Origin of the sequence: Monoglobus pectinilyticus (assembly GCF_002874775.1) — a bacterium.
In the GTDB taxonomy this organism is placed as follows: domain Bacteria; phylum Bacillota; class Clostridia; order Monoglobales; family Monoglobaceae; genus Monoglobus; species Monoglobus pectinilyticus.
In genome coordinates, this window is the sequence record NZ_CP020991.1 from 354,223 (window position 1) to 369,909 (window position 15,687).

Here is a 15,687-nt window from a genome sequence, read left to right on the forward strand (position 1 = left end):
CTGTGGACCACAAAACACAGATAAAGGCAGGTCTTCCGACTTAGCTTCAGCATATTTGGCACCTTCCCAAGAAAACTCAGTGGTATAAGCCAAACACTCGGCGTCACGGCAGCAAGGTCTGTTTGAGAATTTCACTCATATTCCCTATTATCGCTGAAATCAGCGCACCTCTATCTCTATTCATTTGTAAATTAACTTCTAAGAATTTTGTTCTAAAGTTCTGACAAACTCTTTCAGCTTATCAAAACTTTCTTCACTGATGACATGTTCAATCCTGCATGCATCAGTAAGAGCGGTTTCTTCAGATACTCCAATCTTCATCAAATACTTGCTCAAAAATCTATGGCGTTCATAGATTTTCTCTGCAATTGCCCTGCCTGATGGGAGCAAATCAATATATCCATGAACGTCCACAGATATATAACCGCTTTCTTTAAGTGATTTGACAGCACGGCTTATACTTGGCTTAGTATATCCGGTCTCAGTAACTATGTCAATAGACCGAACTTTATCTCCTTTATTTGATAACACCAATATAGTTTCAAGATAATTTTCAGCCGACTCCATTATTTTCATCCGTACCACCTCACTTAATTTACATATATTTTCTATATAATTTTATCATAGTGCCAAAAGATTGTCAAGATTTATCAAAAATACCGTTCAATATTTAATTGATAAATTTTTTTATGAAATATGAATATATCATCCAACATTAAAAAAACTTTAAAAATCAGTAAACCGATTGACAAAAATAGTTTGGTATATTATGATAAGTAATAGTAATTTTGCGTGTTAACTATATAAAAGGAGAGGGAAAATGATTAATAAACTTAAAGAACTCTATAAAAAATATGAGGAAGTTATTCTATATTTATTTTTCGGAGTTTTAACAACTATTATTTCAGTTGGTCTCTACTGGCTTCTTGGGGTAATGTTTGACTATATTGCCGCAACATCAGGCAACAGCGGATTAACTCTTCAAAATAACGGTTTTATCAACTCTTCATGCGTTGTATTTAAAAATATTATAGCAATTTTGTTTGCATATATAACAAACAGAATATTTGTTTTTAAAAGTAAAATCTCCGGGTTTAAAGCTATAACTTTAGAAATGCTCAGTTTTTTTGCAGCAAGGTTGGCAACTATGGTATTTGAGGTTATTTTTATGTTTGTAACAGTAAATGTATTTGCTCTTCAACCATTATTAATGAACATAATTGCACAGTTTGTTATAGTAGTTCTTAACTATGTTTTCAGCAAACTTTGGATATTCAAAAAGGAAGACTCTGCAGAAAAAACTAAATAGTAATATTTGTGGAGTAAGGATATATTTCAATTTAAATTCCAATAAAGGATGTATTAGTTATGAAAATGTCTTACAAAATTATTATTTCTTTAACTGTTATATTAATATTGGGCTTATCAGGACTTTTTACATATGAATACTATATTAATCAAAATCAGACAAGTCAAAATCAAGAAGAAGCCGAGAATACACAAGATAACGTTATAACATCAGAATTTAAGTCTGAGAAAAACTCAATAGTTCCGTTCACTTCAATGACGGAATCAAATGGCAGCTTATATATTACAAAATCACTTTCCTCTTCTGCCAATTTAGAAAATGCAAATGTTATTCCTATTGAGTCTGACTTTTTTACAATAGTTGGCGATGACGTATATTATATAACAAATGGGAGCGATGAATTTGCACCGGAACTTAGACGGTGCGGTTTAGACGGTAACAATGATATATCAATAAGCGAATTTGTCTCTCCGCTTGGCTCACCTGTAGTTATTGGAGACTATATTTATTCTGCTTACTACACAGAAGCTGACGAAGGTTTGAATAACGGAATATATAAAATTAACATAAACAGCGGAGAAACCGAAAAAGCAATTGAAGGCGAATACTTTATTTATGGATATGATAATGATAAAATTTATTATACTTCAAATTCAGAAAACCGCGGTTCAGGGACAATACTTCACCGAATGAATTTTGACGGAACGGATAAAACTGAAGTTCTTAATTTCAATGTAAGGACTGACAGTATTGTTGTTTATGATAAGTATATATTTTTCTCAGCATATGATGATATTAGCCACTGCTACAAAATATACAGGTCTCCTAAATCAGGAAAAGGAAATATTGACGCTTATAGCTTCGAATGTTTCTCTAACGTTTTTGATGTAATAGACGAAAGATTATATTATCAAGCAAATTCTGCAGTGTATTCATCTGAAATCAACGGAGATAATGAAATAAAAATTGCTGATATTGATGAGAAAAGTGACAGCGCTTATGGATTTAAAAAGTTTGACAATAAGATTTATTTTTACGAAAAGTCAAATCAAGGAGACATCCTATATCAAACAAACATTGAAACAAGCGAAAAACTAAATATAAGCAAATAATTTATTAATTCAAAAAGAATATTATAAAAATTCACTGTCAATATTTGTATCGTTAACAAAGATTATTTGCAGTTTAAATATGCTGCATATATTATAAAACTATTAAATGTAAAAGGAGTTTATAATGCCATACATCACAATAGAAGGCGGAGAATTATCTCCATCACAAAAGGAAGACTTAATTAAACAAATTACTGAAGTCTCTTCGAAAATAATGAAAATACCTTCAGATTTTTTTATGGTCACAATAAAAGAACTGCCGGATAATAACATTGGTATTGCCGGAAAAACAATAGACAAAGTAAAAGCAGAATATATAAAAAGTAATAAGTAAAAAGTTTTTATATTAAATATAAAGTATAAAGAGGATAATATGAAAAAAACTATACTATTTTTTGTTTTGGATAAGTACTCGGATTGGGAATCAGCATATGTTTCATGTTTAATAAATGCATTAGGTGAAAGTGAATATGCAATCAAAACTTTTTCGTTATCTAAAGAACCCGTAAAATCATTAGGCGGTTTTACATTAATTCCTGATTATGACTTAGCAACCGCACCTAAAGACTTTGAAGGATTAATATTAATTGGCGGAATGTCTTGGAGAACGGAATCTGCAAAAAAAGTAAAACCTTTTGTAAAAATAGCTTTTGAAAACAAAAAAATTCTGGGAGGAATATGTGACGCCGCAGGATTTTTAGCTACAACTGGAGTGTTGAATAATATAAGACATACAGGAAATGATTTAAATGATATCAAACAATGGGCAGGAGATTCATATTCAGGAGAAGAAAAATATATTTTAGAACCTGCTATCTGTGATAAAAATATAATTACTGCCAACGGAACTGCGCCGCTGGAATTTGCTTTGGAAGTTTTAAAAGCCTTGAAAGTGGCTCCTGAACAGAAAATACTCGAATGGTATAATTTTCACAAATACGGGTTTTATGAAGCCCCAATGCCTGAAATATAATCGGAGGAAAATATGAAGAAAAAAGATATTTTATTCAAACAGGATGATTTTATATTTTCCTACCGTGCAGCAGGGATACTTGTTCACAATAATAAAATTTTAATGCAGAAATCTAAAAATGATGACGGATACTCATTTATCGGCGGGCATGTCTCATCATGCGAAACTTCTGAGGAAGCGTTGAAAAGAGAATATATGGAGGAACTGCATGCTGATATAAATATTAATAATTTATTCGCTATTGGTGAAGTCTTTTTTCCGTGGAAATCAAAATCTTGCCACCAAATTAGTTTATATTATAAGGTTGAGCTAAAGAATTTATCTGACATTCAGCTTAATGGAACTTTTCCCGGATATGATGAGCTTAACGGAAAACGGTATGACTTGGATTTTTGCTGGCTTGATTTAAACACTTTAAATGCTGTAAAAGTTTATCCAGTAGAATTGGTTCCGTATATAATAGAAAACTCTAACAATGTTGTACATTTTATAAGCCGGCAATTATAGGGTGAGTTAAATTAAACTTATAATATTAATACACATTATGTATTTGATATATTGATAGTAAATACATAATGTTTTTGTTTATAAAATTGACTGTAATAAACTATCTATTTCAAAAATATTACGAAAAACGGTGCTCTTTTCATGGTTAAAAGCCTGAGGACAGCGCTGTTTTCTCACAATTATAGAGTTTTTTGTGTGATTTGCTATAATGGCTTTGTTTCTTTAAAGCCACTTTTTATTATTTAACAGGATTAATATTCAACTTTATTGGTTCAATAATATTAGTTTTATATAATCAACTTTATATATCCTAAATCTCATACCAAACAATTCAATTATTTTATTATATTTAAATATCTAATATCTGTTTGACTGTAAAACATAACAAAATAACTATTGTTTTACCTTAAGTATTATGATAAAATGAAGTATAATAATTTCAATTTTTAGGAGTGGACAATATGAAGATTAAAAGATTGCTTGCCGGACTCACTGCAGCGTGTATGATTACTGCAATAACTCCGGTCTTCGCGAAAAATGATTTAACTCTCTATGACGGACAAGTTTCTGTTGAGGCAGCAACAAAAAACGGACTTCTTGCCTTTCCAGGCGCTGAGGGCGGCGGAAAATACACAACCGGTGCTAGAGGAGTCGAAAACCCTGAAATTTACCATGTCACCAACTTAAATGAAAATGGTGCCGGTTCTTTTGCTGACGCAGTCTCTCAGCCTGGAAGAATTATTGTTTTTGATGTAAGCGGCACTATAAATTTAAGCAACACATTAAATATACCTAGCAACAACTTAACTATACTTGGTCAAACCGCCCCGGGCGACGGAATAACTTTTGCAGGTTCTGATCTCCTCTTATCCCACGGTGTTTCAAACGTTATTTTGAGATATCTTAAAATTCGTCCTACTGATGACAATGAGGGTGAACCCGACGGCTTGGGCGGAAGATGGAACCATGATATAATTATAGACCACTGCAGTGTTAGCTGGAGCGTGGACGAAATGCTGACTTTATATGCCGGCTCCAGTGAAAAAACTGAGTATACCCCGTCAACCAACATAACTATGCAAAATACAATTGGTGCCGAAAGTTTAAGAATGTCTGACCATTTTAAGGGCGCTCATGGATACGGAGCAATTTGGGGCGGCGGTCTTGCAAGCTATCATCACAATTTGCTTGCTCATCATGACAGCCGAAGTCCAAGAATGGATAGAGAGCTTGTATCTACAGATGTTAGGAATAATATAATTTATGACTGGGGCACTACAAATTCAGCCTACGGTGCCGAACCATATTCTTATAATTATATTAAATCTTTGGATAATCCTGAAAAATATCCTATTGTTTCTAAGAATCCATCAAACGTAAATTGGGTTAATAACTATTATAAATTTGGCCCCGGCACAAAAGAAAATTTAAGAAGCCGAATTTATGATATATCAAATGATATTCCTGAAATAACAAAAGCAAATTTCTTTATTAATGGAAATTATGTAACCGGCAATGACGAAGTTACATCTGATAACTGGAAAGGGATAAATTTCCCAGAAAAAGCTGAAAAATTATCATCTCCTGTTAATATGGATATTTATGATATAAAAACTCAAACTGCACAAGAAGCATATGAGCAAGTTCTCGCTGAATCAGGCGCAACGCTGCCGAAACGTGATAGTATAGATGCAAGAGTGGTTGCTGATGTAAAAAATGGAACGGGACGAATAATAAATAATGCAAACGAAGTTGGCGGTATTATTAAAACTGAAAATATTAGCCGTGTGTTTGAGATACCAAGTGATTGGAAAACTTCAAACAATATGGGAACAGCCAAAGAAACCGATATTATTAAAAGTGGAAAATGGACCGGTTATACCTGGATTGAGGCATATGTAAATGATTGGACTGAAAAACAGCCAAATCCTGAAAATCCTGACATTATAGTTACTGAACCCGCTATACAATCTCTAAGTGATGAGATTAACGGGCATAAAATAGAAAATGGAAACTGGGCTGTTTTATTTGACAACGAACAATTAAGTTATAAAGCTATAGGTCTCCCTCCCAAAAACTCTGATACCAGTGTTGTAAAAATGGAACTCTATGACGGTGCAGAATTAATTAAGACATATGACAATTCTGCAGAAATAAACGATTCAATCTCTCTTGCTCCAGGAATACATTATTTGAGTTCTAAAGCATATAATAATAAAAATGAATCAACACAAAGTCCTACGTCAATTGTATACGTTAAATCTTCCTCTGATTTCGGAACCTTTGAACATACGCAAATTGGAAAGCCTTCTTTTGACGGAAAGGGCGGCTCTTCAATGGATATTGATGGAACCTATACAATAAGCGGAAGCGGACTTATTGGCGGTACAGAAGATTCATGTGATTTTATGTATAAACAGGTTACAGGTGACTTTGATATAACGGCTAAAATTGTTGACATACCAAAATATGAGAATGGTCAAATAAGCGGTTTAATGTTACGTGAAAGCTTAGACAACGGTTCAAAAATGGCAATGCTGGCAGACGGATGGTTAAAATATGGCGAAAACGTAAGAGCAGTTTATCGTGCTGGTGAAAATCAAAACGCTGAAACTTCGTTTTTTAAAAAGGCTGACGGTTCGGTTCTTGATAATGCAGGTTCTTATGATACATCTAAAGAAGAATGCAGAGTTCCACAATATATGAGAATGCAGAGAACTGGAAACACGATAACATTATCCGTTTCAGATGACGGAAAAGATTGGACGAATAATCCAAGACAGCCACAGTCGATAGAAATTCCAGGATTATCTGATACTATATATGTTGGTATTGCTACTGATTCAATCCAAGGCGTTCCTGTAAAAGACTATTTTTCACAGGCTAAGTACAGCAATATAATTTTAAATGGAAATACGGACGCATTGAATGAACTTTATTATTTAAACAATCCTGTTATAAATGGTAATAATGTTAAAGCCAGTATCATAAATAAGGGAGAGACTGCATTTTTTATTGCCGCGTCATATGATAAAAACGGTAATGTTTTAGATGCCGAACTCAGAGAAGTAAAAGGGCAAGAATCCCCGACAGAAATAAATATAACACTTTCACCTGATAATGGAACTGTTAAAGCATTTTTATGGTCAAATAATTTTGAAACTTGCATAATGAAATAACTACAAATAAAAAATAATATATAGCTAAACTTATTAGAATCAGAAAAAACATAAACTAAAAAAAGAGTTCTTATGGTAAAATAAAACCATAGGAGCTCTTTTTTATACTGCACGTACATATTTTGTATGGTTCATAACTTATTTCTCTTAATTTTTTACTCCATATTTATTCCCATACACATTCTTCGCTTTATCAGTATAGTAATTTACAAACTCAGTTTTGCTTTCTGTGTATGCGTCTCTATTATTTTCATAACGTTTCCATAAATTTAGTTTTAGCTTTTCATATAATTTTGCAATATCCTCATTTTCTATTAAATAATCTCTAAAATACAACTCGTCATTATCTCCAAAACGCCTTAAATGTAAATGAAACACTTTATCTGCAAATCCGCACGCAGTATAGCCCTTGTTAAATGACATGCGAGCAATACTTTCTGACATACATATATAATCATTTTCAACTAATATTTTCTTAATATAATTAAATTTGCATTCATTTGTTGTTTCTAATAATATATCAATAATTGGCTTAGCTTGAATTGTTTCAATAGATGTACTGCCGATATGACTTATTCTTTTAATATAGCCATACGGTAATATTTTTAAGATATTCTGTTTTTCATCCTCGTACCAATTTTTCCAATATAATTTATGCCCAGTTAAATAAATAGGAAACAATTGCCACAATTTCTCAAGCGGCATATTAGATAAATCTATAGGCAAAATAATCACCACCAACAACATTTCATAAAATTTTTATAAAATTTACTGAGCCTGCTTTATTGTTCCGTCTCTATAAGCTTCAAGCAAATCTTCCAAATCTTTAATTTGTTCTTTTATTACCTCACCCTCATCAATATCCGCCACCATTTTCCTCTTTCCCGCTTTTTCCAAAACTACTGTTTTAGAGTGTATATCAAGTTCTTCCATAATAGCTTTTTGCTTTGATTCAAAAGGTTCATGCGATGTTAAAATAAGCCCGTGGGAATTATATAATAAGGTGTAACCTGCTATACCGGTCTTTGGATGATATCCTTTTGAAAGGCCACCGTCTATAACAAATAACTTACCTCCGGCTTTTATCGGGCTCTGACCTTTTTTAATTTCAACAGGAACATGTCCGTTAATAATATGTGACATTGCAGGAGAAAGCCCAAATTCCTTAAGTATTTTTATACATATATCACGTTTTTCAACGTTTGCATAATACGGATTCTTTTTTTCTATATGCAGTTTAGGCTCGTCAATAAAATATTGTTCAAAAGTAGTTATTTTGTCCTTACCAAACAGCGGAGATTTCGGACCGCACCATAGATACCACAGCAAATCCTCAACATCGGAATGCTCACTAGTTCCATTCTTAACTTTCATGCCTTGTCTGACTTTTCTGTCTATTTCATCAAATAGTTTTTTACCTCTAAGCTTTTTACCAAAAATATCAACTGTGGCAAAATTTCCGGAAGGCGTCATAGGAATACAGCCGTGAAACATCAAGTTAGAATTATAGCTGTTATAAATAGAACCTCTCTCACACATAAAATACATGTGTTTTTTTAGCCTTTCACTTGTCATAAACGCAGTTCTAAGTCTTTCCATTACCTCTAATTCGTCATCAGTAAGTTCATACGGATTTTCCGGGTCAATTGTAGGAAAGTTTTTGTCAACAAGCTCATATTCCTTTCCGTCAATAATTATTGTTCCCTTATCATAATCTATTTTATCTAATAAAAGTCGACCTTCCATTTTATACTCGGGATGACGCTTTATAACTTGTCCTTCAAGTTTAAATTGTATAATTGTTATGGCCTTATGTATTTTAGAAATAAGTTTCTCATCATGTTTGCTATACTCAGTCACATCAATATGTCTTGGAATAAATTGTTCACAATCGTCTTCCGCATAGGCTTCCATTGCAAAAATCGCCAAAGGACGCACACTTATTCCATATTCTCCTTCAATAGTGTTCATATTATCAAATTTAGAACTGAGTCGTATCACATTCGCTATACACGCCATGCTTCCAAATGAAGCTCCCATCCATTCTATATCATGATTGCCCCATTGTATATCCACGCTATGATGATTCATTAAAGTATCCATTATTATAGGCGCACCGGGGCCGCGGTCATATATATCGCCTATTATATGAAGACGGGCTATAGCCAGTCTTTGAATTAGATTTGACATAGCAATAATAAAAGCGTCAGCACGGCCTATTTTGATTATTGTTTCTACTATTTGTTTATAATACTCATTCTTATCCATTTCATAATCCTGAGAATGCAGCAGCTCGTCAATAATATATCCAAAACCTTCCGGAAGCGCCTTTCTAACAACTGAACGTGTATACTTTGAAGCGCTTACTTTACACACTTCAATAAGACGATGCAGTGTAAGGGTGTACCACTCGTCAAGGTCCTCAATATCTTCTTTTATAATTTCCAGTTTTTCTTCAGGATAATAAATCAAAGTCGCCAAAGACTTTCTTTCAGACTCAGGCAAAGTGTGCTCAAAAACCATATCTATTTTTGATTTTATTACACCGGACGCATTTTTTAAAATATGAATAAATGATTCATACTCTCCATGTATATCACTTAAAAAATGTTCTGTCCCTTTTGGCAGATTTAGAATTGCGTTTAAATTTATAATTTCCTCAGACGCTTTTCTGATAGTCCCATAACGCATATGAAGAAGCTTTAAATATCTATAATCACGTTTTTCTCTATTGTTATCAGTTTTATCACTTTTCATAAAACAAAAACCATACGGAATTATCCGCTTTTCCTTTCGTAATAATTAAATGTCCAATATGCGGCAAAAGGTGCTTATTAAGTAAGCACCTCTATTCCTTTTTCCTCTGCGGCGCGTCTTGCCTCTATTGCTTCTTTCAGCATCATATCTTTAACTTTCATAAGTCTGATTTGGGTTGAACGCTCATTCTCATCAAGTTTCATAGTGATATATTTTATTTGACGCTGATATTCTGGTATCATAACGTGTTCAAGAGCATTTACACGCCTTCTTGTCTTTTCAATTTCATCCGCCATTAGCTGACACGATTTTTCACATTCAGCAAGCTTCAGCATATCCGGAAAAACAGAGTTCAGAGATGCTACCGCATCATCTAAATCTCCCGAAGTAAATGCAAAACCATATGAATAAATATCATTCTCAGCCGGGGTTCTTGTCTGATAATCAAAGACAGGTATTTCAACACTCATAACATTCTGCTTAGACACATTAACTGAAACCGACTGCTTAGGCGCCAATAAAGCGGTCTTTAAAGCGGGATCATTCATAACGGCAGCCGCAAGCACAAATTTCTTATTTGCTTCCTCTATTCCTTTTTCAACCTTCTCACGCAGCTCCTTATTAAACCGTACCAAGTCAAGAAAACGCCGCATAAGTTCATCACGTTTATCCTTTAACAGTTTGTGACCTCTAAGAGCTGTTACCAGCTTTTTCTTTAGCCGTGTAAGCTCCATTCTGGTTGGATTTACTTGTGTCATTGCCATATGAATTCCTCCTAACTCTTTTCTTCCTCATAATATTTGTCAAGAAATTCATCTTTAATTCTCTTTAACTCGCTTCTCGGCAAAATTGACAAAAGCGACCATCCAATACTTAATGTCTCCTCAATATCACGGTTTGTTTGATATCCCTGCGAAACATATTTTTTCTCAAATTCATCAGCAAACTTTGCATACTTTTTATCTATATCAGTTAACGCGGCCTCGCCTAAAATAACCATAAGTTCTTTAGCGTCTTTTCCTCTTGCATACGCTGCAAACAACTGATTCATAGTATCTGCGTGATCACGTCTTGTCTTGCCTTCTCCTATACCCTTATCTTTCAAACGTGAAAGCGATGGAAGCACGTCTATAGGCGGCATAATATTTTTTCTGTATAATTCACGGGATAATATTATCTGACCTTCAGTAATATACCCTGTAAGATCAGGAATAGGATGAGTCTTGTCATCCTCCGGCATTGTAAGAATAGGTATCATCGTTATTGACCCCTTTTTACCTCTCTGCCGTCCGGCTCTTTCATATATTGTAGCAAGGTCAGTATACATATATCCTGGATATCCGCGTCGTCCAGGCACTTCTTTTCTTGCTGCACTGACCTCTCTTAAGGCGTCAGCATAATTTGTAATGTCAGTCAGGATAACCAAAACGTGCATATCCTTTTCAAAAGCCAAATATTCTGCCGCTGTCAGCGCCATACGCGGAGTTGCAATACGTTCAACAGCAGGGTCGTTAGCCAAATTTACAAACATAACGGTTCTGTCAATTGCTCCGGTTTCTTTAAAACTTTCAACAAAAAAGTTAGATTCCTCAAAAGTTATACCCATAGCTGCAAAAACAACCGCGAACTGCTCATTCTTTCCTTTTACAGTCGCCTGTCTGGCAATCTGTGCCGCCAGCTGCGCATGCGGAAGTCCGCTTGCAGAAAATATTGGAAGTTTTTGTCCTCTTACAAGAGTGTTAAGTCCATCTATAGCAGAAATACCAGTTTGAATAAACTCCTCAGGATAATTTCTGGCAGCCGGATTCATAGGAAGACCATTTATGTCCATTCTTTTGTCAGGCAATATTTCAGGACCATTATCAATGGGACGGCCAAGCCCGTCAAAAACTCTGCCCAGCATATCTTCAGAGACACCAAGCTCCATGCTTCTTCCCAAAAATCTTACCTTACTTGTTGATAAATTTATTCCCGTTGAAGGCTCAAACAATTGTACCATAGCGTCACTGCCGTCAATTTCCAAAACTTTACAGCGGCGTTTCTCGCCGCTGGATAATATGATTTCACCCAAGTCATTATAGTTAACATTTTCCACACCGCGCACCAGCATAAGAGGGCCGGCAACTTCTTCAATGGTTCTATATTCCTTTGGCATATTAATCAGCCTCCCTTGTGAGCATACCAGATATTTCGCTATTTAAGTTTTCAAGGATTTTTTTATATTCTCCGTCTATATCATCTTCATTATAATATTTAAATCTTCCTATCTGTTCACGTACCGGAAGATTCACCAAACTTTCAACATCTCCGCCCCTATTTAAAGCTTCTATGCTATTCTCATAAAAATCTATAATAAGCTTCATCATATAATATTGTTTCTTTAAAGGCGTATAGGTATCTACGTCATGAAAAGCGTTTTGATGCAAAAAGTCCTCACGTATACTTCGCGCGGCTTCAAGCTTTATCCTGTCAGTTGGAGACAATGCGTCCATTCCAACCATTTTAACTATTTCATCCAATTCAGACTCTTCCTGAAGCAGATGCATTATATCATTTCTTAAATTCATCCAGTTGCCGTTTACATGCTCATTAAACCATTTTTCCATTGTGTCAATATATAAAGAATAACTTGTAAGCCAATTTATAGCCGGGAAGTGTCTTTTATACGCCAAATTTGCGTCAAGACCCCAAAAGACTTTAACGATTCTAAGCGTTGCCTGAGATACCGGTTCTGAAATATCTCCTCCCGGAGGAGACACGGCTCCTATTACCGAAAGCGCGCCCTCTTTATCATCGCTTCCCAACGTTACAACACGTCCGGCACGTTCATAAAACTGTGCAAGCCGGCTTCCCAAATATGCAGGATATCCCTCTTCTCCAGGCATTTCTTCAAGTCTTCCTGACATTTCTCTCAGCGCCTCTGCCCAACGTGAAGTTGAATCAGCCATTAAAGCAACCGAGAATCCCATATCCCTAAAATATTCAGCTATTGTAATACCAGTATAAATTGATGCTTCACGAGCCGCAACCGGCATATCAGATGTGTTAGCAATAAGAACGGTTCTCTCCATAAGCGACTTCCCGGTCTTAGGGTCAATCAGTTCAGGAAATTCGTTCAATACGTCAGTCATTTCATTACCGCGTTCGCCGCATCCAATATAAACTACTATATCAGCGTCCGCCCACTTAGCAAGCTGATGCTGAACAACTGTCTTTCCGCTTCCGAATGGCCCCGGAACAGAAGCCACGCCGCCCTTCGCAATCGGGAACAGTGTATCAATAACACGCTGACCCGTAACAAGAGGCATGTCAGGAGACAATTTTTCTTTATAAGGACGTCCGATACGAACAGGCCATTTTTGCATTAAGGTTATTTCTTTTTCACCGCTGCCGGTATCAATTATTGCAATAACTTCATCAACCTTGAAACTTCCGTCAGATATCGACTTGATTTTACCGCTTATATTTGGAGGCACCATTATTTTTTGAGTAACAACGTCAGTTTCCTTAACTGTCCCCAAAACGTCTCCGCCCGTAACTTTGTCCCCATTTTTTGCCGAAGCCTTAAACTCCCACTTTTTATCCCGCTTTAAAGAAGGAACCTCAACTCCGCGGCGCAAGTTATTTCCAGCAGCTTTCATAATATCATCAAGAGGTCTTTGTATACCGTCAAAAATGCTACCAATCAGCCCGGGTCCTAGTTCCACACTGAGAGGCATACCTGTAGTCACAACAGGCGTTCCCGGACCAAGACCCGAAGTTTCTTCATATACCTGAACCGAGGCTTTATCACCGTGCATCTCAATTATTTCGCCGATTAGATGCTGTTCTCCAACTCTGACAACATCATACATATTACATTCTTTCATTCCCTCTGCTATTACCAAAGGTCCGGCAACTTTTTTAATTATTCCTTTCGCCATATTCAACACTTCCTATTTATCATTTTAGTCATTAAATATAATATCTGAACCGACAGCTTTCTCTACTGACTTCCTTACCCCTAGTATGCCGCTACCCGTATTTCCGGATACTCCGGGTATCATTATAACAGCAGGAAGGATAGACTCCGTATATTTTTCTATCTCATCAGCTACATATTCCGAAGCTTTTTCAGTAATATAAATTACAGCAAACTTTCCGCTGGATGCAAGCTGTTTAAATATTTTTCTGCATTCATCACGCGTATCTGTAAAATAAGTGTCAAGCCCCAAAGTTCCGAACCCGGCAACGCTGTCCTTATCTCCGATAACAGCAACATTATACATAGAGATCACGTATCCTTTCTCTAATCAATTCATCCGGAAGATTATTCTTTTTACCGGACAAAATAATTTGAACTGCTTTAAGCTCATTTTGTTTTGCCAATATATATGAAAATATAGGTGCGACAGTAAAAGGATTTGATTTTTGACTTTTGATTAAATCCATAATCTTATTATCAGTCCATTTTTCAAATTCTGACATTGACACACTGAGTTTCTCTGCCGCTTCTTTATAACTTGTATGTTCGAGATATTTATATACATCATTTATGCTTTTTCCGGCTGCCGCAGCTAAAGTATCAACATCTAAAGTTTCACATTCGGCTAAAGCCCGCTGCATAAACCCTTTAGATTTTTTTGTCAATGCACCTCTGGCGGCAATTTTAATATCACTGAGCGCCACAAAAAGTTCAGCATAATCTTTTATAATAGATATGTCGGAAGCTGTTCCCTCGCTTAATATAGTCTCAAGACAACGTCTGTCAATATAAATATCGCACTCCTGTCCGTCTCCCGTCTCAGCAAACTTCTCAGTCGCTTCAACTGCAGTTTCTGAAAGAAATTCAGGAAGTTCAGAATAGTTTTTTATCTTAACAGCATTTAATATTACTTGAGGTTCAACAATTCCGCCTCGCAAAAAGTATCCTTCCGCTTCTTCAGCTGTGAATACAGATTTGATTGCAGCTTTTAAATTATGAAAATCGATTTGTCTTAAAAGAGTTTCAAACGGTGTTTTATCAGGGATCAATTCATTTATGAGTTCCCACATTTTTTCTGTTTCGTCTTTCTCTAATTCTTCAAAGCTTCTGTAATTGTCTTTAATTCCATACCCTTTTTCAGTCAAATACTTTAAAGCAGTCTCAAAATCAGGACATATAAGAAGCTGCTCCAAATCAGATGAACTCAGTAAATCAAGTTCTCTGGCGTGTATCCTGGATACTGCATATGTGTATTGCTCAACCATATAAATACCTCCGAAGTCAGTCAGCTAAATAATTTCATATAAGCTTTCTCTTTTATACTGTCGATATTTTCTTCTATTAATGCGTCAATAGTGCAATTTTCTTCTATATCGCCGTATTTTATAACAAACCCGGCATCTATCTTCTTACTCTTAACAATTTTAAGCTCAGGATAATTTTCAGAAACAAAACTATTAAACGTATCCGGCATTCTTTTTATATCATTTTCTGACAACATAAGCTCGCCATTTTTATTTTGAGCGTATTTTGAAATAAGTGTTTGCAAGAAATTAAAGTACTCTTTAACGTCAAGAGACTTTAGCTTTTCAGCAGCGTTTGCAACAGACTTGTCAAGCAGTTTTTGCTTTTCTTCAAGTATTGTTTGGCTCATACCATGTTCTGCAGACGTTTCCTCGCGTTCAAACTCAGTTTTAAACACTATATCCGCCTTTTGTTTTGCCGCTTCAATTTTATCATTAGCACTTTCAGTTGCTTTTTTTATAATCTGCTTAGCATCTTCCTTTGCTTTTGCAGTTATTTTTTCAGCCGCTTCGACCGCTTCTCTGTTAATTTGTCCGATAATTGAACTTAATCCTGCAATATCTTCCGCCACCATAATCACT

15 protein-coding genes and 1 riboswitch are annotated in these 15,687 nt (G+C 35.3%); of the genes, 6 read left to right on the forward strand and 9 right to left on the reverse strand.

Going from position 1 to position 15,687, the window contains the following annotated elements:
• Nucleotides 1–8: 8 nt before the first annotated feature.
• A riboswitch (cobalamin riboswitch) is annotated at nt 9–187 on the reverse strand.
• Between the two features lie 11 nt (nt 188–198).
• Nucleotides 199–576 carry a metal-dependent transcriptional regulator gene (locus B9O19_RS01540; RefSeq protein ID WP_102364787.1) on the reverse strand — a complete coding sequence of 126 codons (378 nt, stop codon included), beginning with the start codon at nt 574–576 and terminating at the stop codon, nt 199–201.
• Nucleotides 577–820: 244 nt separating this feature from the next.
• Between B9O19_RS01540 and B9O19_RS01545 the strand changes: the two genes are divergently transcribed.
• The 6 genes from B9O19_RS01545 to B9O19_RS01570 all read left to right on the forward strand — a co-directional run bounded on the left by B9O19_RS01545 (nt 821) and on the right by B9O19_RS01570 (nt 7,080).
• The gene (locus tag B9O19_RS01545) at nt 821–1,309 is read left to right on the forward strand and encodes a GtrA family protein (RefSeq protein WP_207655133.1); all 489 of its coding nucleotides are present in this window, start codon (nt 821–823) and stop codon (nt 1,307–1,309) included.
• 59 nt (nt 1,310–1,368) lie between these two features.
• Nucleotides 1,369–2,421 (forward strand): DUF5050 domain-containing protein, encoded by a 1,053-nt coding sequence (locus tag B9O19_RS01550; protein WP_102364788.1) that lies wholly within the window; start codon nt 1,369–1,371, stop codon nt 2,419–2,421.
• A gap of 124 nt (nt 2,422–2,545) precedes the next feature.
• The gene (dmpI, locus tag B9O19_RS01555; RefSeq protein ID WP_102364789.1) at nt 2,546–2,755 is read left to right on the forward strand and encodes a 4-oxalocrotonate tautomerase DmpI; all 210 of its coding nucleotides are present in this window, start codon (nt 2,546–2,548) and stop codon (nt 2,753–2,755) included.
• A gap of 39 nt (nt 2,756–2,794) precedes the next feature.
• A complete protein-coding gene (locus B9O19_RS01560; protein ID WP_102364790.1) occupies nt 2,795–3,394 on the forward strand; it encodes a DJ-1/PfpI family protein in 600 nt (199 codons plus the stop codon).
• A gap of 12 nt (nt 3,395–3,406) precedes the next feature.
• Nucleotides 3,407–3,901, forward strand: a complete 495-nt coding sequence (locus B9O19_RS01565) for an NUDIX hydrolase (RefSeq protein ID WP_102364791.1) — start codon at nt 3,407–3,409, stop codon at nt 3,899–3,901.
• A 461-nt stretch (nt 3,902–4,362) separates the two neighbouring features.
• Entirely contained in the window at nt 4,363–7,080 is a 2,718-nt protein-coding gene (locus B9O19_RS01570; RefSeq protein ID WP_102364792.1) for a hypothetical protein, read from the forward strand.
• A 147-nt stretch (nt 7,081–7,227) separates the two neighbouring features.
• On the opposite strand, the gene B9O19_RS01575 is transcribed toward B9O19_RS01570, so the two are convergent.
• The 8 genes from B9O19_RS01575 to B9O19_RS01610 all read right to left on the reverse strand — a co-directional run bounded on the left by B9O19_RS01575 (nt 7,228) and on the right by B9O19_RS01610 (nt 15,677).
• Nucleotides 7,228–7,827 carry a GrpB family protein gene (locus B9O19_RS01575; protein ID WP_172620946.1) on the reverse strand — a complete coding sequence of 200 codons (600 nt, stop codon included), beginning with the start codon at nt 7,825–7,827 and terminating at the stop codon, nt 7,228–7,230.
• A gap of 21 nt (nt 7,828–7,848) precedes the next feature.
• Entirely contained in the window at nt 7,849–9,837 is a 1,989-nt protein-coding gene (locus B9O19_RS01580) for a fructose-1,6-bisphosphatase (protein WP_102364794.1), read from the reverse strand.
• A gap of 77 nt (nt 9,838–9,914) precedes the next feature.
• Nucleotides 9,915–10,601, reverse strand: a complete 687-nt coding sequence (locus B9O19_RS01585; protein WP_102364795.1) for a V-type ATP synthase subunit D — start codon at nt 10,599–10,601, stop codon at nt 9,915–9,917.
• An 11-nt stretch (nt 10,602–10,612) separates the two neighbouring features.
• Nucleotides 10,613–11,992, reverse strand: a complete 1,380-nt coding sequence (locus B9O19_RS01590) for a V-type ATP synthase subunit B (protein WP_102364796.1) — start codon at nt 11,990–11,992, stop codon at nt 10,613–10,615.
• Nucleotide 11,993: 1 nt separating this feature from the next.
• Nucleotides 11,994–13,760 carry a V-type ATP synthase subunit A gene (locus B9O19_RS01595; protein ID WP_102364797.1) on the reverse strand — a complete coding sequence of 589 codons (1,767 nt, stop codon included), beginning with the start codon at nt 13,758–13,760 and terminating at the stop codon, nt 11,994–11,996.
• A gap of 24 nt (nt 13,761–13,784) precedes the next feature.
• Complete coding sequence (locus B9O19_RS01600; RefSeq protein WP_102364798.1) at nt 13,785–14,105, reverse strand: V-type ATP synthase subunit F; 321 nt, start codon at nt 14,103–14,105, stop codon at nt 13,785–13,787.
• Nucleotides 14,098–15,066, reverse strand: coding sequence for a V-type ATPase subunit (locus tag B9O19_RS01605; protein WP_102364799.1), 969 nt, complete (start codon nt 15,064–15,066; stop codon nt 14,098–14,100). Before B9O19_RS01605 ends, B9O19_RS01600 begins: the two co-directional genes overlap by 8 nt.
• 20 nt (nt 15,067–15,086) lie before the next feature.
• Complete coding sequence (locus B9O19_RS01610) at nt 15,087–15,677, reverse strand: V-type ATP synthase subunit E (protein WP_158648882.1); 591 nt, start codon at nt 15,675–15,677, stop codon at nt 15,087–15,089.
• Nucleotides 15,678–15,687: the final 10 nt, after the last annotated feature.